Below are 16,388 nucleotides of genomic sequence, written 5' to 3' on the forward strand. Positions count from 1 at the left end.
TCCCAGCCGTTCGAGTGGCTGCTCGAACAGTCGTCGCCCAGAGTTCACCGAGGGGACGGTGACGGTTCACTTGGGAGGGAGGCCCCCGACTTGTCACCCGGTGACCGTGGGAACGTGGGGTCCGAGCACCACCCAAGCCCCACCCGGACCCCGAAGCGTAGTGAGAGAGGGACATCCATGCGGGACGCGTACCACGAGGAACTGGACTCGATCGGCGAGGGGCTGGTCGAGATGGCCCGGCTGGTCGGGTCGGCGATCGGGCGCGCCACGACGGCGATGCTCGACGCGGACCTCAAGCTGGCGGAGGCGGTGATCGCCGCCGACCAGAAGATCGACGACCTCCAGCACGACCTGGAGGCCCGTGCGATAGCACTGCTGGCGCGCCAGCAGCCGGTGGCGACGGACCTGCGGATCGTCGTGACATCGCTGCGCATGAGCGCCGACCTGGAGCGCTCCGGCGACCTGGCGCAGCACGTGGCGAAGCTGGCCCGGCTGCGCTTCCCGAACCGCGCGGTCCCGCGCGACCTGCACGCCACGATCCTGGAGATGGGCCAGCTCGCGCAGCGCCTGATGGCCAAGGCGGCGGAGGTCATCATCACCAAGGACGTCGACCTGGCGCTCCAGCTGGAGCAGGACGACGACGAGATGGACCTGCTGCACCGGACGCTGTTCCAGCACCTGATGGACGACCGCTGGAAGCACGGCATCGAGACCGCCGTCGACGTCACCCTGCTGGGCCGCTACTACGAGCGCTTCGCGGACCACGCGGTGTCGGTGGCGAAGCGGGTGGTCTACCTGGTGACGGGCGAGCACGCGGACGAGCTCCAGCAGTCCGAGGCGCCGGTCGAGGGCGCCTGAGGCGGCGCCGCCGGGCTCCGGGCGGTCACGGGACCGCCCGGAAGCGCCTGGTGGTACGGCAGGGGCGCGGAGTCGGCACGGCGCATCCATGCGCCGTTGATGCGCCGCCACCGGCGGGCGTGCAATGGGGGCGAGGCGACACAGGCCCCGCTGAGGAGGAAGCCATGGCAGATTCCCCCACGACCCTGACCGAGCAGGAAACCCCCGCCGAAGCACCCCACCTGCCCCTGCTCGGCGCCTGCGGGTGCGGATCCGGCTGCAGCTGCGGCTGCCAGTCGGGCGGCCCCTGCTCGTGCAGCGGCAACTGCGGGTAACCACGAAGGCCGTGTGACGGCCGCTCGCGGGCAGCGGCGGAGAGGCGACCTCCGGTGCTCGCGGGTACCCGCACCCCACTTCGTACGACGGGCCCCGCGCCGAGGCGACTCGGCGCGGGGCCTTACGCGTGCCCGGGGGGGCGGGGGGCGGCTCCGGGTCCGGGGCGGGGGCGGGGCGGGGACGGCTCGGGGTCCCGGACGGGGGTGGGGCCGGGGCGGGACCGGGGTGGGGCCCGGTGTCGCCACTGAGGTCGGGGCGTCGGCCTTGCGGCGGGGCGGGTCCCCCGGGCGCGACGCCGCCGCAGGTCCGGAGCCGCCCTCGCACACGTCCGCCGGGCCCTCCCCCGGTTCCGTCGCCCCACCCGGTCACCGGGCCGGCACGGACCTCCCGACCTCCCGGCCTCCCGGCCTCCCGGCCTCCCGGCCTCCCGACGGCGGGCGGCGTCACCGCCCCGAACCCCCGTAAACGCCTGTGCACGAAGCCACTTGGGCGGGAAAAACGCAACTTCGACACGGCCCGCGGAGGCGGTTACCTTCGCCTGGCCGTCGGCGGTCGCCCACGGCCGCACAGGGGGTTTTCCAGGCCGTGCCGTCCGCGACGGGACGAGCCGGCCACGCCGCACGAATCCCCGTCCCATGCGCAAGCCACCGAACCGGGTCCACACCGGGCACCCCCAGCCAGGGAGAGACGCATGCCCCACCTTGCTCTGTACACGTTCGGCGCCCTGAAGTCGCCTCTCGCCGATCCCGCACCCCTCACCCGCGAGTTCCACGACCGCGCCGGGGCCGTCTACCAGGAGGTCGGCGAGCACCCCGGATACCTCGCCCGCGCCGAACCGGCAGAAGGCAGCCGGGGCGCGCACTTCGACTTGGACTGGGGCGCGTGGGGGGAGTTCGCCGTACCGGCCTGGTACGACAAGGGCCGTACGGTGGACACCATCGCCCTGGCCACGACCCTCTCCCTCTGGACCGGCCTGCGCCCCGCCTTCGAAGCCGTCTACGGCGGTCTGCACCGCGAGGCGCTGAGCAGGCGTCACGACTGGTTCGAGAGGACGGGGCACCCGAGTCACGTGTTCTGGTGGGTGTCCGACGGCGCGACACCCACCTGGCAGGACGGGGTCTCCCGGCTGGAGCACCTGCACGACCGCGGTGCCACGCCGCACGCCTTCACCTTCCACCACTCGTTCGCCCCGGACGGAACCCCGACCAGGCTCGAAGACATCGGGCCGAAGAACGACCGGGTTCACTGACGGGGAAGCCGAACGGCCGGGCTCGCCGTCGAACGCCTCGATCGGACGGCGGCGAACAGCGACGGCCCGGCTTCGTTCACGAGCTGCCGCGGTCGGTGAGGCCGGCGGGCCCTCGTCCCGTCCACCCGGGCGGGCGGCCCGGCACGGTATCGCTCGGGGTCATTCCCTCTCCCCCGTCAGGGACGCGAAAGGCACCACCGCTTCCGCGTAGAGGTTCACGACTCCGTACCCGTCCATCTCCCGCTCCCTCTCCTCTTCCTCGACACTCCCCTTCGGCTGGAACCGGAAGGACGATATGGACACGTAGGAAGAGGAATCCTCGGGCGTGACAGACCACCACGTGGTCACGTACCTGGGGCGACGCGTCACGTTCACCAGGTTGTTGTTGTGCCGCACCTTGCCGTGATAGATGAGGGTCTCACCACACTCGGAAGGAGCGCAGTAGAACCGCCCTTCCTTCTTTTCCCAGGAGAAGTGGGGCTCCTGGAACTCCCACACGTCGATCCCACCCTTGTCCTCCCGCATCAAGGTCAGTGAGAAATAGGCTTCCAGCGCTTCGTAATCGGCCGTTCTGGGGATGCGGACCAGCTTCTCTGCGGTGTACTCCTCGCCGGGCTCCAGCACCCATCCCGGCGACAGGAAACGCCCCGCGCTCACCGTCTCGCTCTTTTGCTCGGCCACGTACCTCGCCGCGTCGGACTCGGTTTCCATCGCCTCCTTCGTGCCCTTCAGCCCGCCGCCCCTCTTCGAGAACCTCACCATCCACCCGTACACCGAGTAGTCATCGCCGAGGACATAGGCGGGAACCTTCCCCCTGTTCTGCGCGCGCAGCGTCAAGGGCAGCTCCACGAACGAGGTCCGCGAGTCCACCGTGGGTTTTCCGAACCTCGCTTCCAGGTCGACCAGAATCGGCTGGGCAGCCGGTTGGTACATGCTCGAATACACCAGGTTCGCACCGGCTACGAGGGTGGTGGCGGTGATGCCGGCCGCGAAACTCCTGGGATGCGGGATCCCGGCCCAGGTTCTTTCACGGACCAGCAGGCACAGGGCCCACAGCGACCAGCACCACAGAGGGAAGTACGCCAGCAGGTAGGGCGTGTACTCCTTCTCCTGGAGCCAGAGGAACATCAGGAGGCTGTGGGTGATCAGGGCGATGAGCGCTCCGAGCAGCACCGCGGCGCCCGAGAACCGCACCCGCCGCTTCCCCCAGTAGTCGAGGACCGCCGACGCGGACACGCCCTGGACCAGGCCCGCGAGTACGAACAGGAACCCGGTGATCCGGCCCGCGAAGGTCAGACCGCCCAGCGCGTCGGGCGTTCCGATGACCACGAGCAGGGCCATGGACCCCAGCAGGCCGGCCATCATGAACGCGATCGTGAGGCGCCGCTTGACGAAGCGGTCGGGCCACGTCCGGCTGTCTCCCCCGCGCCACCGCACGAGGGTCCCGTCCTCCACCTCCACGTCGCCGGGATGGCCGAGCCGCCGGAGGACCCTTCGCAGGCCCTTCAGCGACCAGGCGCTCCCGACCACCTCCCCGCCCCTGGTGACCTGGCGCAATCCGCGGCTGTCGGGGGGCTCAACGGTTATGTCGGGGCCGTCTTCCATGGGACCAGGCTTGACGCGGAGCCCGACGGGCACCATCCGGACTGCTCCATACGAAGGGGAGGGCAGGTCGTACGGCCCCGGCCTGACTCCGCGGGGTGTACGCCCACCGCATGCCGAGCAGCCGCCGGCGCGCCCGGAAAGCCGTGGCTGCCGTCCTCGAGGGCGCGTACGCTCCCGTTCGCTGAGGCAGGAGGACGAGATGTCCGACGGAGAGACCGCCGAGTACTACACGTCGCTCTGCGACGACCCGTCCCACGAGGTGGTGCTCATCGACTGCGGGCCCCGTGAGATGGACGTGACCCGAGCCGTGCGCAAGGTGACCGGGCTGAGCCTGTGGCACAGCCGGGCCCTGGCGCGCCGAGCACCCGTCGCCCTCCTTGGGGGCCTGTCCGCGTGCAGGGCCCAGGCCGCCGTCGCCGTACTCCGGAGCGCCGGCGCCAGAGCGGAGTGGCGGCAGGAGCCGGAGTACGGAGAGCGCACGGCCCCGTCGCCCTGACGGTCCGGCGGCGGCCCGAGGCAGCGAAAAGCCCCCTCCCGGCGGAGAAACCGCGGGCAGGGGGCTTGTTCGCGGGTGGTTACTTCTTCTTGCCCTGGTTCTTCACGGCCTCGATGGCGGCCGCGGCGGCCTGGGGGTCGAGGTACGTGCCGCCCGGGGTGACCGGCTTGAAGTCGGCGTCGAGCTCGTAGGAGAGCGGGATGCCCGTCGGGATGTTCAGCCCCGCGATGTCGGCGTCGGAGATGCCGTCCAGGTGCTTGACCAGGGCGCGGAGGCTGTTGCCGTGGGCGGCGACCAGGACCGTGCGGCCGGCCAGCAGGTCGGGGACGATGCCGTCGTACCAGTAGGGCAGCATGCGGACGACGACGTCCTTCAGGCACTCGGTGCGCGGCCGCAGCTCCGGCGGGATCGTCGCGTAGCGCGCGTCGCCGGCCTGCGAGAACTCGTTGTCGTCGGCGAGGGGCGGCGGCGGGGTGTCGTACGAGCGGCGCCAGAGCATGAACTGCTCCTCGCCGAACTCGGCGAGCGTCTGCGCCTTGTCCTTGCCCTGGAGCGCGCCGTAGTGCCGCTCGTTCAGCCGCCAGGAGCGGTGGACCGGGATCCAGTGGCGGTCGGCTGCCTCCAGGGCGAGCTGCGCGGTGCGGATCGCGCGCTTCTGGAGGGAGGTGTGGAGTACGTCGGGGAGCAGACCGGCGTCCTTGAGCAGCTCACCGCCGCGGACCGCCTCCTTCTCGCCCTTCTCGGTGAGGTTGACGTCCACCCAGCCGGTGAACAGGTTCTTCGCGTTCCACTCGCTCTCGCCGTGGCGGAGGAGGATCAGCTTGTACGGTGCGTCGGCCATGCGTACGAGATTAGTGGACGCTCCGGACGCGACGACGCTTGACGGTCCCCGTCAATTGAGTGGCCGACGGACCGTGAACGCTCGTAAGTTCCCGGTAAGCAGACAGCCACTTACGGGGGAGCTCGCGTGTCCATCGTCCCGCTCATACGTTCAGCGCGTCGCACGGTGTCCGGGCTCCCGGGAGGGTTCTGGTGGCTGTGGCTGTCGACGCTGGTGAACCGTACGGGTGCGTTCGTCCTGACGTTCCTGTCGCTCTTCCTCACCCAGGAGCTGGGCTTCTCCGGCTGGTACGCGGGGCTCGTCGTCGCGCTGCACGGGCTCGGCGGAATCGCCGGGTCGCCGCTGGGCGGCATGCTCAGCGACCGGTGGGGGCGCCGGCCGACGATGGTGACCGGGCACCTGGCGGCGGCCGCGTGCGCGGCGGCGCTGGCGGTGGTGACCAGCGCCTGGGCGGTCGCGGCGGTGGTGCTCCTCATGGGCGTCGCCATGCAGTCCGTACGGCCCGCCATCGGCGCGACCATCGCGGACCAGGTGCCGGAGCACGACCGGCGCCGGGCGTACGCGCTGAACTACTGGGCGCTCAACCTGGGCTTCGCCATCGCCGCGATCGGCGGCGGTGCCGCGCTGTTCCTCGGCTACCGGACGCTGTTCCTGCTGGAGGCCCTCGCGACGGCGCTGTGCGCGCTGATCGTGTTCGTACGGCTGCCGGAGACGCGGCCCGAGCTGCCGGTGAACGCGGACGGGAAGCGCTCCGCCGGGCCCCGGCTGACGACGCTGGACGTGCTGCGGGACGGGCCGTTCCGGACGCTGGTGCTGCTGAGCCTGCTCGTGTGCACCGTCTTCAGCACCCCGTGGGTCGGCCTTCCGCTGACGATGACCTCCGAGGGGCTGGAGCCGGACGCGTACGGCATGGTCATCGCGGTGAACGGCGTCGTCATCGTCGCGTTCCAGCTGCTCGTCAACAAGATCACCGAGCGGCGGTCGCCGGTCGCGCTGCTCGTCGTCTCGGCGCTGCTGTTCGCGGTGGGCACGGGGGCGACGGCGCTGGTGGGGTCGCCGCTGATGTTCGCGGTGACCGTGGTGGTGTGGACGATCGGCGAGATGGTCTACATCCCGACGAACGCCGCCGCCACCGCCCTGCTGGCGCCGGTGCACGCCCGGGGCCGGTACCAGGGCGTGATGGGGATGGCGTGGTCGGTCGGCGGGTTCGTCGCGCCGGTCACGGCGGGCTGGGTCGTGACCGGGCCGGGGCCGGACGCCCTGTGGCTGGGCTGCGCCGCCGTCGCGGTGGTGGCGGCCGCCGGGTACGCGCTGCTGCTGGGGCGCGCGCTGGGCGGGCACGGGGCGGAGGCCGGGCCGGGGGCCGGCGCGGAGGTGCCGGCCGGTGCGGAGGCGGTGCGTGACGCGGAGGCGGTGCTCGACGCGGCGGCCGGCGCGGGTGTGGTGACCGGTGCGGATGTAGCGGCCGGCGCGGGTGTGGCGGCCGGTGCGGATGTGGCGGCCGGGGGCCCTGCGGGGGCCGGGGGCGCCGCGGCGGCCGGTACCAGGAAGGCCGGCGCCGAGGAGGCCGGGCTCAGCGCGGTGTGAGACCGCGCCGGGCGGCGGCGCCGAGGACTCTGGGGGCGTACGGACACGGGGGTGCCGTACGCCCCCAGGCACGTGCGGGGCCCCGGGGACGCGCTCGCCGGACGGGCGCGGCCGGGCGGAGGCCCGGCCGCGGCGTCACTTCGACGGCTGCGTGAGGTGGCTGAACGCCTCCAGGTTGCGGGTGGACTCGCCGCGGGAGACCCGCCACTCGTACTCCTTGCGGATCGCCGACGCGAAGCCCATCTCCAGGAGCGTGTTGAACGCGCCGTCCGCGGCCTCCAGGACGGAGCCCATCAGGCGGTCCAGCTCGTCGGGCGTGACGGCGGACAGCGGGAGCTTGCCGGTGAGGTAGACGTCGCCGAGCGGGTCGACGGCGTACCCGACGCCGTACAGCTTCAGGTTCCGCTCCAGCAGCCAGCGGTGGACGGCCGCCTCGTTCTCCTCCGGGTGGCGGATGACGAAGGCGTTGAGGGACAGCGAGTGGTTGCCCAGGCGCAGGGACAGCGTGGTGGACAGCTTCTTGGTGCCGGGGAGCGTGACGACGTACGAGCCGGGCTCCGGTGACTCCCAGCCCAGGTCGGCGTCGCGCAGTGCGGACTCGAGGATCTGCTGTACGTCAGCCATGGGGGGAGCGTACGCGACGGCGGTGCTCGTGCATGGCAGCCGCGTACACCTCGGCGGTGGCCGACGCGGCCCGGTCCCAGCCGAAGGACCGCGCGTGGTGCGCGGCGGCGTCGCCGAGGCGGCCGGTGAGGTGCGGGTCGGTGGCGAGCCGGGCCAGGGCGCGCGCGTAGTCGGCCGGGTCGTGGCCCTCGACCAGGAAGCCGGTCTCACCGTCCCGGACGGCCACCGGCAGGCCGCCGACCGCGGCCGCCACGACGGGCGTGCCGGTGGCCTGCGCCTCGATGGCGACGAGCCCGAAGGACTCGCTGTGCGACGGCATGACGAGGACGCTCGCCGCGCGGAACCAGTCGGCCAGCTCCTGCTGCGCGACGGGCGGGTGGAAGCGGACCACGTCGGCGATGCCGAGCCGGGCCGCCAGCTTCTGCAGGCCCTCCGGCCGGGCGAGGCCGCTTCCGCTGGGCCCGCCGACGACGGGGACGATCATGCGGGAGCGGAGGGAGGGGTCGGCGTCGAGGAGCCGGGCGGCGGCGTGGAGCAGGACGTCCGGGGCCTTGAGGGGCTGTATGCGGCCGGCGAAGAGCGGGACGAAGGCGTCCTGCGGCAGGCCGAGGCGGGCCCGTGCGGCGGCGCGGCCGTCGGCGGGGCGGAAGCGGTCCAGGTTGACGCCGGGGTGGACGACGGCGACCCGCGCGGGGTCGGCGTCGTAGTGGTGGATCAGCTCCTCGGCCTCGCCGTCGGTGTTGGCGATCAGACGGTCGGAGGCCCGGACGATCTGCGTCTCCCCGATCACGCGCGCGGCGGGCTCCGGGGTGTCGCCCTCGGCGAGCGCGGCGTTCTTGACCTTGGCCATGGTGTGCATGGCGTGGACGAGCGGGGCGCCCCACCGCTCGGCGGCGAGCCAGCCCACGTGGCCGCTGAGCCAGTAGTGGGAGTGGACCAGGTCGTAGTGGCCGGGCCGGTTGCGGGCCCAGGCGCGCATGACGCCGTGGGTGAAGGCGCACAGCTGGGCGGGGAGGTCCTCCTTGTTGAGGCCCTCGTACGGGCCGGCCTCGACGTGCCGGACGAGGACGCCGGGCGCCAGCTCGACGGACCGGGGCAGGCCGCCGGCGGTCGCGCGCGTGAAGACCTCGACCTCGATGTCGATGGCGGCGAGACGTTTCGCCAGTTCGACGATGTAGACGTTCATGCCGCCCGCGTCGCCGGTGCCGGGCTGGTGGAGCGGGGAGGTGTGGACGCTCAGCATGGCGACCCGCCGCGGCCCGCGGCGGTGCCGTCCGGGCAGCCTGAGCCGGGGCGGCGGCACCCGGGCTCCGGCGAACCGGGACACGTACTGGCTCACGTCGTCGGTCCTTCCGCTCTGGGGCAGGGGCGGGCACGGCATGGCGAAGGGGAGCGGGGAGCCCCTCTCCGCCCCGCCACAACAGCGCGGGGGGACCTTTCATTTCCGCTTTGCCAATTCATTACATCGACCCGTGCGTCGCCCGGGGGCGGCCCGGAGGGGCTGCCCGGGTGCCCGCCGGGTGCCTCCCGGGCGGGGCGGAGGCGGGCGGGCGGAGGGTGGGGTTCCGGGGGCTGGGGCCGCCGGGTCCCGGGCGTGGCTCCGGTGGCGGGGGCGGCTCGGCGGGGCGGAGGCGGGCGGGCGGGGGCGTGGCTCCGGCGGCGGGCCCGGGGCGGGGAGCGGGGTCCCGGGGAGCGTCTACGCTCGTGGGCATGGCTCCGCGGATGACACGCCCCGTCGGGAGTCCCACGCGCGGGACCACCAACCCCAACCGGCTGCGTCGCATGGACCGCTGGATCGCCGACGCCCACGGCGCCGACCTGCGCCGTGCCGACGCCCCGCCGGTCGCCGTCGACCTCGGCTACGGGGCGGCGCCCTGGACCGCCGTGGAGCTGCTGGACCGCCTCCGCCGGGACGCCGACCCGCGCACCCGGGTCGTGGGCGTGGAGATCGACCCCGCGCGCGTGGCCGCCGCGCGGCCGTACGCGCGCGAGGGCCTGTCGTTCGCGCACGGCGGCTTCGAGGTCCCGGTCGACGGCCCGGTCGCCCTGATCCGCGCGGCGAACGTCCTGCGCCAGTACGACGAGGAGCAGGTCGCGGACGTGTGGGGCCGGCTGTGCGGGCGCCTCGCGGCGCGGGGCGGCCTCCTCGTGGAGGGCACCTGCGACGAGATCGGCCGCCGCCACGTCTGGGTGGCGCTGGGCCCCGAGGGGCCGCGCACGGTGACGTTCGCCACGCGCCTCGGCTCCCTGGAGCGCCCCTCGGACCTGGCGGAACGGCTCCCCAAGGCCCTGATCCACCGGAACGTCCCGGGCGAGCCGGTGCACGCCTTCCTGCGGGACTTCGACCGGGCCTGGGCGGCGGCCGCCCCGTACGCCTCCCTGGGCGCCCGCCAGCGGTGGATCGCGACGGCCTCGTCCCTGGCCGGGGACTGGCCGCTGACCGACGGGCGCCGGCGGTGGCGCCAGGGAGAGTTGACGGTGCGTTGGGACGCGCTGGCCCCGCGGGGCTGGTCCACGGCCTCCGGGTAGGAGCACAAGGCCCCCGGGGACCGCAACCCCGCCCTGTGGACGACCGGCCCGGTGGCGCCGATCGCCCTCCGCCTGTGGACGGCCGGCGGGGCCGCCCTCCCGACCCTGTTACTTTCGCCGGTGACATGGCACGATCGCCAGCGGCACCGAATGTTACTGACGGTAAATCAGATGGGGTGCGGTGCCGCCTGGCCGGTCGACGTCCGGAGGGGGAAGCCTGTGAAGAGACGCCGTTGCGTCACCGTCGCGATCACCGCTGTGTGCGCCCTGACCGTTCTCGCGGCGCCGGCCCACGCCGCGCCCGCGCCCGCGCCGACGCCCGGTGCGGCCGCCCGGCAGTCGGGGAAGAGCCTGGAGGAGGTGCGCGCCGAGATCGAGGCGCTGTACCGGCAGGCCGCCTCCGCCACCGACGCGTACAACCTCGCGGAGGAGCAGGCGAAGAAGCAGTCCGCCGAGATCGTGAAGCTCTCCCGGGCCATCGTGGAGGGCCAGGAGAGGATCGACGGGCTGAAGCGGCGCGCCGGCGCCGCCGCCCGCGCCCAGTACCGCAACGGCGGGATCCCGGAGGAGGCGAAGCTCGTCCTCACCGACGACCCGCAGCTGTTCCTGGAGGGCGCCAACCGTCTCGCGCAGGGCCAGAAGGCGACCAGGGACCTGCTGACGGAGCTCCAGCAGAGCCAGGAGGACCTGGAGACGTACACCAGGGACGCCAGCGCCGAGTGGACCCGCCTGGAGGCGAACCGCGCCCGCCAGGCCAGGACGAAGAAGCTGATAACGGAGAAGATCGCCGCCGCGGAGAGGCTGGAGGCGCAGCTGGAGGCCGCCGAGCGGGAGCGGCTGCGGCGCCTGGAGCAGCAGGTGCAGAGGGACGCGCAGGCGGCGTGGCTGGCCTCGGGCGCCCTGAAGGAGACCGACCGCGGCGCGAGCGCCCAGGGCCGGGAGGCCATCCGGTTCGCCCTGGCGCAGGTCGGCAAGCCGTACGTGTGGGGGGCCGAGGGTCCGGACGCCTACGACTGCTCGGGGCTCACGCAGCGCGCCTGGGGCGCGGCCGGCCGCGGCATACCGCGCACGTCGCAGGAGCAGTGGCGCCTGCTGCCGCGGGTGGCGGTCCAGGACATGCGGCCCGGCGACCTGATCGTCTACTTCGGTGACGCCAGTCACGTGGGGATGTACGTCGGGGACGGCACCATGGTCCACGCCCCGCGGCCGGGGCGGCACATCACGGTGGCGGGCGCCGGTTCGATGCCGATCCTGGGCGTCGTCCGACCGGACAGGTAGGCGCGGTCCGGGCACGTCGGGCCGGGGCGCCCCGAAGGCCCCGGCGCGGACGGACCACCCCCTCCCGCGTGATGTTTCTCATGAGGGGGTGGCCATCTACCTCCCCTTGCGCGGCATATGCCACAGACTCTTCGCGGGTCGCCATTCCGTTCGGACGCCGGGTGCCGCTATGGTCCCCGTCGGCGGGGCGTCGTCCGACGCTCCACCGCACCCTCGGGGGGAGGGAAGGAACCCGAACCGATGCCCGTACCCGCGCCTGTGCCCGCACCCGTGCCCGCGCAGCGACAGAGGGTGAACACGCTCGACGTGTCGAACGGTGACCTCACCCTGCTGGTGATCGAGGACGATCCGGCCGGCACCTTCACCGTCCCCGAGCTGGTCGACGCCGCCGGCGGCCGCGTCCGCATACGCACCGCCCGGAACCTCACGGAGGCGGAGCGGCTGCTCACCGACGACGTGCACTGCGTCCTGGTCGACCTCGACCTGCCCGCCGACGCGCGGCGCGGCGACGACCCGCTGTCCGTGCTGCGGCACGTCCTGCGCGTCGCCCCGCGCCACGCCGTGCTCGTCCTGGCGAGGTCGGAGCGCGCGGAGCTGGCGGCGGAGGCGGTACGGGCGGGCGCGCAGGACCGGCTGTTCCGGGAGGAGCTGGACGGGCCGCTGCTGAGCCGGGCCATCCGGTACGCGGTGGAGCGCAAGCGCGCCGACTCGGTGCAGGTGAAGCTGGCCGAATCGCGGCTGCGGGCCCAGGAGAACGCCCGGCTGGAGCGCGGGCTCCTGCCGACGCCGCTGCTCCAGGGCTCCGACCTGCGGTTCGCCGCCCGCTACCGGCCGGGCCGCTCGCGCGCCCTGCTGGGCGGGGACTTCTACGACACGGTGCGCACCCCGGACGGCACGGTGCACGCGATGATCGGTGACGTGTGCGGACACGGCCCCGACGAGGCGGCGCTCGGCGTGGAGCTGCGCATCGCGTGGCGGGCGCTGACGTTCGCGGGCCTGTGCGGGGACGAACTGCTGTCGACGCTGCAGCAGGTCCTGGAGCACGAGCGGGAGAACGAGGAGATCTTCGCGACCCTGTGCACCGTGGACATCGAGCCCGACGGGCGGCGGGCCGGACTGTGCCTGGCCGGCCATCCGGCGCCGCTCGTCGCCCGCCCCGCGCAGGGCGCCCGGCTGCTGCCGTACGAGGACGGCGGCCCGGCGCTGGGCGTGCTGCCGAGGGCGCGGTGGCCGCGGCGGCAGGTGGAGCTGGGCGGGGTGTGGAGCCTGATGATGTACACCGACGGCCTCATCGAGGGCCGCTCGGCGGGCCCCGGCTCGCCCCGGCTCGGCCAGGAGGGCATGGTCGACATGATCAACCGCCAGCTGGCCCGGGGGCTGGTCGGCGAGGAGCTGCTGGAGGCCGCGGTGGCGGAGGTCCGCGACCTGAACGACGGCGAGCTGACGGACGACGTGGCGGTCCTGCTCCTGGACCGGGCCGCCCGCTGACGGGCCGGCCGCTCCGGCCCGTCGGCCGACGGCCTGTCGGCGGACGGCCCGGGGACCGCTAGCGGCCGCCGTTGTAGGGGCCGTACGGGCCGTCGCTGCTGGAGCCGCGGCGGCCGCCGCCCGACACCTGCCGCAGGGCGGGGCGGACGTCCACCATGAAGACGATGGTCGCGACGAGTCCGGCGAGCTGGAGGACCAGGAGGATCGGGAAGAGGTTCACGACGACCGTGACGCCCAGGATGATCAACCAGAACGGCTTGGTCTGCTTGTCCGCGGCCCGGTAGGCGTCCTCGCGTGCCAGGACGGCGAGGACCAGCGCGACGGCGGCGAGCGCGAGCATCGCGAGGGACAGCAGCCCGAGCAGCGAGTTGAAGCCGGACATCAGCATGGTGAGTACCGCCTGTCAGGTGGGTGGAGCGCCTCGCGGCCAAGGTACCCGTACAACGCTCCGACAACCGTGAACGTGCCCGGCCGGGCCGCACGCCGGTGAGGCACCGGGCCCGGCCGGACGCCTCGGTTCACTTCTCGCCGGTGGTGCCCGAGGAGGTGGTCTTCCGGGTGGTGCCCCTGCGGGTGGAGGCCCTCCGCTCGGCGGCGGTCCTGGCGGGGGCGTCGGCGTCCGCCTCGGCCCCGGCCGCCTTCCCGGTGCCGCCGGCCCCGGTGGCCTTGTCGTCCTTGGCGGCCTTGGGCTCCGGGGCGGTGTCGGGCTCGACGGCGATGGCGATCTCGGTGATCTCCTCGGCGGCCTCGCCGCGCCACGCCCGGACGGCCTGCTCGCCGTGCTCGGCGACCTTCTCGTACGTCTCGCGGGCCTTCACGGCGTACTCGGCCGCCATGCCGACGCCGCGCAGGGCCAGGCCCTGGGCGGTCTCGCCGAGCTTCTTCAGGTCCGTGTCGAGGCCGTCGACCAGCTCGACGAACTTGGTCTGGAGCGTCGCCTGGGCCTCCTTGGCCTGCGCGGTGACCTTCTCCTGGACTTCCTTCGGGTCGGTGTTGCGCACCGCGTCGAGCCGGGACGGGGCCTCGGCGGCGATCTTGCGGGCCTGCTGCACGGCGAGGTCGGCGGTACCGGCGGCGAAGTAGAGGGGCGTACGCAGTTCGTCGATGATGGCCATGGTCTGTGGTCCTCCCATGTCGCGGGTCGTCGCGCGCGAGCGCGGGTTCGCCGCGGGGTCAGAGTTCGGTGGATCCTGCGCCTGTTCCGGCATCGCCGGTGCCGCCACCCGTGTCGAGCGCGTTCTCCTTGCGGAAGGAGTCGTAGATCTGGAGCAGCACCTGCTTCTGCCGCTCGTTGATCGACGGGTCGGCGAGAACGGCGGCCCGCGTCTCCAGCTCCTCGCGGTCCCGCTCGTCGAGGATCCCGGCCCGCACGTACAGGGTCTCGGCGGAGATCCGCAGCGCCTTGGCGACCTGCTGGAGGACCTCCGCGCTCGGCTTGCGCAGCCCGCGCTCGATCTGGCTCAGATACGGGTTCGACACCCCGGCCGCCTCCGCGAGCTGCCGCAGCGACAGCTGCGCGGTGCGCCGCTGCTCGCGCAGGTACTCGCCGAGGTTGCCGACGTTGAGCGATGCCATACCCCGATGCTGCCCCACTCTCGCTAACAATTGCAAGCACATGCTTGCCACGGTTACACACCCCGGACGTCCCCGCCACCGCTGCCCGCCCCGCGGCGTCCCGTGCCAGCATGGGCGGAGACGACCGTCGGGAGGGGAGCCATGGCAGTCGAACGCCTCTGGTTGGACGTGCCGTTCGCCGAGAAGGACGAGGCGAAGAAGGGCGGGGCCCGGTGGGATCCCGCGGCCCGGCGCTGGTACGCGCCGCGCCCGGGGATGGCGGAGCTGGAGCGGTGGGCGGCCGCGCCCGACGTCCCCGACCTGCTGCCCGGGGAGGACCGGAGCCTCGGCAGCGGCCTGTTCGTCGATCTGGTGCCGCGGACCTGCTGGTTCACCAACGTCCGCTCCTGCGTGGACGCGAAGGACTGGGAACGGCTCCGCCGGATGATCACCCGTCGGGCCGGGCAGCGGTGCGAGATCTGCGGGGCCGCCGAGAGCCGCGAGCAGAGGCGGTGGCTGGAGGCCCACGAGCGCTGGACCTTCGACGAGGCGGCGCGCGTGCAGACCCTCAGGCGCCTCGTCTGCCTGTGCACCGACTGCCACACGGTCACCCACTACGGCTACGCACAGGTCCGCGGCGTCGAGGCGCAGGCGTTCGCCCACCTGGTGAAGGTCACCGGGATGACCGAGGTGCAGGCCCGGCAGCACGTCCAGGCCGCCTTCGCGGTGTGGGAGAAGCGCTCCCTGGTCACCTGGGAGCTGGACCTGGGCATCCTCACCGACGCCGGGATCACGCTCGCCCCGCCTCCCGGGGCGGGGGGCCGCGCCCGGGTCTCCGAGGAGACGCTGCGTTCCGGTGGCCGCCCGGCGGCGCCCCGCCGGCCCGGTCCGGAGCGGGACGCCCGGGGGTACGGGCGGGGTCCGGCCACTCCGGGCCCTGACCGCCCCAGGCCCTGACCGGTCCTGGGCCTGACCGGTCCTGGGCCTGACCGGTCCCGGGCCTGGCCCCTCCCGGGCCTGGCCACCCCGGGTCGCCGTCCGGTGCGGTCAGGGGCGTGGGGCCGCCCCGCCCGTCACCACCGGCAGGTCCGACGGCCGCCCCCACTCGCTCCACGAGCCGTCGTACACCGCCAGGTCCCCGTACCCGGACAGCTCCGCTCCCAGTGCCAGGACGCAGGCCGTCACCCCCGAACCGCAGCTGAACAGCAGCCGCTTGGACCCCTCCCCCACCAGCGGCGCGAACAGCTCGCGCAGCTCGGCCGGAGGGCGCATCCGCCCCGCCCCGTCCAGCAGGTCCCCGAACGGCAGGTTCACCGCGCCGGGCATGTGGCCGCCGCGCAGTCCGCCACGGGGCTCGGGCTCCGTCCCGGCGAAGCGGCCGCGCGTACGGGCGTCCAGCACGACCGCGCCCGGGTCCGCGAGGGCGGCCGCGACGGCGGCGCTCCCGACGAGCCACCCCTCGCGCGGCCGCGCCGTGAACCCGCCCCGCACCGGGGCCGCGGCGGCCGGGGGGCCGTCCTCCACGGGCAGTCCCGCCGCGGCCCAGCCGGGCAGCCCGCCGTCCAGGACGGCGACCCGGTCGAAGCCCGAGGCGCGCAGCATCCACCAGGCGCGGGCGGCGGAGTGGAGGCCGGCCGCGTCGTACACGACGACCGTGCTCGTGTCGTCCACCCCCAGGTCGCGCACCGCCTCCGTGAACCGGGCGGCGTCCGGCGCGGTGTGCGGCAGCGGCGCGTCGTGGTCGGACAGCGCGCCGTCGATGTCGAAGCGCCGTGCCCCGGGCACGCGCCGCCCGACGTCCCGGTGCGCGCCCACCGAGGCGTCGAGGACGACCAGTCCGGCCGTCCCCAGCCGCTCCCCCAGCCACCGGGGGGTGACGAGCGGGCCCGGGACGGCCACCGGGGCGCCCCCGGCCGCCGTGACGTGCCGGGCCCCAGCGGCTCCCGCGCCTCCCGCGGCCTCTG

17 protein-coding genes are annotated in these 16,388 nt (G+C 73.9%); 9 read left to right on the forward strand and 8 right to left on the reverse strand.

The window, feature by feature from the left end; genetic code table 11:
• The first annotated feature begins 177 nt into the window (after positions 1-177).
• From phoU to IE106_RS12510, 3 genes are all read left to right on the forward strand, one after another.
• A complete protein-coding gene (gene phoU / locus IE106_RS12500; RefSeq protein WP_189532990.1) occupies positions 178-858 on the forward strand; it encodes a phosphate signaling complex protein PhoU in 681 nt (226 codons plus the stop codon).
• Positions 859-1,022: 164 nt separating this feature from the next.
• Positions 1,023-1,172, forward strand: coding sequence for a hypothetical protein (locus tag IE106_RS12505; protein WP_189532992.1), 150 nt, complete (start codon positions 1,023-1,025; stop codon positions 1,170-1,172).
• Positions 1,173-1,864: 692 nt separating this feature from the next.
• A complete protein-coding gene (locus tag IE106_RS12510; protein WP_189532994.1) occupies positions 1,865-2,422 on the forward strand; it encodes a DUF3291 domain-containing protein in 558 nt (185 codons plus the stop codon).
• A gap of 159 nt (positions 2,423-2,581) precedes the next feature.
• Here IE106_RS12510 and IE106_RS12515 read toward each other — a convergent pair whose 3' ends face one another.
• Positions 2,582-4,027: a hypothetical protein gene (locus tag IE106_RS12515; RefSeq protein WP_189532996.1), complete on the reverse strand. Its 1,446-nt coding sequence runs from the start codon at positions 4,025-4,027 to the stop codon at positions 2,582-2,584.
• A gap of 199 nt (positions 4,028-4,226) precedes the next feature.
• Between IE106_RS12515 and IE106_RS12520 the strand changes: the two genes are divergently transcribed.
• Positions 4,227-4,523 carry a ribosomal protein L7/L12 gene (locus tag IE106_RS12520; protein WP_189532998.1) on the forward strand — a complete coding sequence of 99 codons (297 nt, stop codon included), beginning with the start codon at positions 4,227-4,229 and terminating at the stop codon, positions 4,521-4,523.
• A gap of 79 nt (positions 4,524-4,602) precedes the next feature.
• On the opposite strand, the gene IE106_RS12525 is transcribed toward IE106_RS12520, so the two are convergent.
• Entirely contained in the window at positions 4,603-5,364 is a 762-nt protein-coding gene (locus IE106_RS12525; protein WP_189533001.1) for a phosphoglyceromutase, read from the reverse strand.
• A 165-nt stretch (positions 5,365-5,529) separates the two neighbouring features.
• On the opposite strand from IE106_RS12525, the gene IE106_RS12530 reads away from it, so the two are divergent.
• The gene (locus IE106_RS12530) at positions 5,530-6,951 is read left to right on the forward strand and encodes an MDR family MFS transporter (protein ID WP_229840304.1); all 1,422 of its coding nucleotides are present in this window, start codon (positions 5,530-5,532) and stop codon (positions 6,949-6,951) included.
• A gap of 135 nt (positions 6,952-7,086) precedes the next feature.
• Here the strand turns inward: IE106_RS12530 and IE106_RS12535 are convergent, their stop codons facing one another.
• Both IE106_RS12535 and mshA read right to left on the reverse strand, forming a co-directional pair.
• Positions 7,087-7,575, reverse strand: a complete 489-nt coding sequence (locus IE106_RS12535; protein WP_189533005.1) for a type III secretion system chaperone family protein — start codon at positions 7,573-7,575, stop codon at positions 7,087-7,089.
• Positions 7,568-8,914: a D-inositol-3-phosphate glycosyltransferase gene (gene mshA / locus IE106_RS12540; RefSeq protein WP_189533007.1), complete on the reverse strand. Its 1,347-nt coding sequence runs from the start codon at positions 8,912-8,914 to the stop codon at positions 7,568-7,570. Before mshA ends, IE106_RS12535 begins: the two co-directional genes overlap by 8 nt.
• Positions 8,915-9,285: 371 nt before the next feature.
• Between mshA and IE106_RS12545 the strand changes: the two genes are divergently transcribed.
• From IE106_RS12545 to IE106_RS12555, 3 genes are all read left to right on the forward strand, one after another.
• Complete coding sequence (locus tag IE106_RS12545) at positions 9,286-10,104, forward strand: class I SAM-dependent methyltransferase (protein WP_189533009.1); 819 nt, start codon at positions 9,286-9,288, stop codon at positions 10,102-10,104.
• A 219-nt stretch (positions 10,105-10,323) separates the two neighbouring features.
• Positions 10,324-11,382 carry a C40 family peptidase gene (locus IE106_RS12550; protein ID WP_189533011.1) on the forward strand — a complete coding sequence of 353 codons (1,059 nt, stop codon included), beginning with the start codon at positions 10,324-10,326 and terminating at the stop codon, positions 11,380-11,382.
• 240 nt (positions 11,383-11,622) lie between these two features.
• On the forward strand, positions 11,623-12,870 hold the full coding sequence (locus tag IE106_RS12555) for a PP2C family protein-serine/threonine phosphatase (protein WP_189533013.1): 1,248 nt from the start codon (positions 11,623-11,625) through the stop codon (positions 12,868-12,870).
• A gap of 58 nt (positions 12,871-12,928) precedes the next feature.
• Here the strand turns inward: IE106_RS12555 and IE106_RS12560 are convergent, their stop codons facing one another.
• The 3 genes from IE106_RS12560 to IE106_RS12570 all read right to left on the reverse strand — a co-directional run bounded on the left by IE106_RS12560 (position 12,929) and on the right by IE106_RS12570 (position 14,445).
• Positions 12,929-13,258 (reverse strand): DUF2516 family protein, encoded by a 330-nt coding sequence (locus IE106_RS12560; RefSeq protein WP_189533015.1) that lies wholly within the window; start codon positions 13,256-13,258, stop codon positions 12,929-12,931.
• A 130-nt stretch (positions 13,259-13,388) separates the two neighbouring features.
• Positions 13,389-13,985, reverse strand: a complete 597-nt coding sequence (locus tag IE106_RS12565) for a hypothetical protein (protein ID WP_189533017.1) — start codon at positions 13,983-13,985, stop codon at positions 13,389-13,391.
• A gap of 58 nt (positions 13,986-14,043) precedes the next feature.
• Positions 14,044-14,445 carry a helix-turn-helix domain-containing protein gene (locus IE106_RS12570; RefSeq protein WP_189533019.1) on the reverse strand — a complete coding sequence of 134 codons (402 nt, stop codon included), beginning with the start codon at positions 14,443-14,445 and terminating at the stop codon, positions 14,044-14,046.
• Positions 14,446-14,586: 141 nt separating this feature from the next.
• Between IE106_RS12570 and IE106_RS12575 the strand changes: the two genes are divergently transcribed.
• Positions 14,587-15,381, forward strand: a complete 795-nt coding sequence (locus IE106_RS12575; protein ID WP_229840307.1) for a DUF5710 domain-containing protein — start codon at positions 14,587-14,589, stop codon at positions 15,379-15,381.
• 90 nt (positions 15,382-15,471) lie between these two features.
• Here IE106_RS12575 and IE106_RS12580 read toward each other — a convergent pair whose 3' ends face one another.
• The gene (locus tag IE106_RS12580; RefSeq protein ID WP_229840308.1) at positions 15,472-16,323 is read right to left on the reverse strand and encodes a sulfurtransferase; all 852 of its coding nucleotides are present in this window, start codon (positions 16,321-16,323) and stop codon (positions 15,472-15,474) included.
• Positions 16,324-16,388 lie beyond the last annotated feature (65 nt).

The organism is Streptomyces roseolilacinus (assembly GCF_014649335.1).
Classification (GTDB): Bacteria; Actinomycetota; Actinomycetes; order Streptomycetales; family Streptomycetaceae; genus Streptomyces; species Streptomyces roseolilacinus.

Bases quoted from the DNA above. Each gene is read 5' to 3' on its own strand.
- phoU (WP_189532990.1), top strand. From the start codon at position 178: ATGCGGGACGCGTACCACGAGGAACTGGACTCGATCGGCGAGGGGCTG.
- IE106_RS12505 (WP_189532992.1), top strand. From the start codon at position 1,023: ATGGCAGATTCCCCCACGACCCTGACCGAGCAGGAAACCCCCGCCGAA.
- IE106_RS12510 (WP_189532994.1), top strand. From the start codon at position 1,865: ATGCCCCACCTTGCTCTGTACACGTTCGGCGCCCTGAAGTCGCCTCTC.
- IE106_RS12515 (WP_189532996.1), bottom strand. From the start codon at position 4,027: ATGGAAGACGGCCCCGACATAACCGTTGAGCCCCCCGACAGCCGCGGA.
- IE106_RS12520 (WP_189532998.1), top strand. From the start codon at position 4,227: ATGTCCGACGGAGAGACCGCCGAGTACTACACGTCGCTCTGCGACGAC.
- IE106_RS12525 (WP_189533001.1), bottom strand. From the start codon at position 5,364: ATGGCCGACGCACCGTACAAGCTGATCCTCCTCCGCCACGGCGAGAGC.
- IE106_RS12535 (WP_189533005.1), bottom strand. From the start codon at position 7,575: ATGGCTGACGTACAGCAGATCCTCGAGTCCGCACTGCGCGACGCCGAC.
- IE106_RS12545 (WP_189533009.1), top strand. From the start codon at position 9,286: ATGGCTCCGCGGATGACACGCCCCGTCGGGAGTCCCACGCGCGGGACC.
- IE106_RS12555 (WP_189533013.1), top strand. From the start codon at position 11,623: ATGCCCGTACCCGCGCCTGTGCCCGCACCCGTGCCCGCGCAGCGACAG.
- IE106_RS12560 (WP_189533015.1), bottom strand. From the start codon at position 13,258: ATGCTGATGTCCGGCTTCAACTCGCTGCTCGGGCTGCTGTCCCTCGCG.
- IE106_RS12565 (WP_189533017.1), bottom strand. From the start codon at position 13,985: ATGGCCATCATCGACGAACTGCGTACGCCCCTCTACTTCGCCGCCGGT.
- IE106_RS12570 (WP_189533019.1), bottom strand. From the start codon at position 14,445: ATGGCATCGCTCAACGTCGGCAACCTCGGCGAGTACCTGCGCGAGCAG.
- IE106_RS12575 (WP_229840307.1), top strand. From the start codon at position 14,587: ATGGCAGTCGAACGCCTCTGGTTGGACGTGCCGTTCGCCGAGAAGGAC.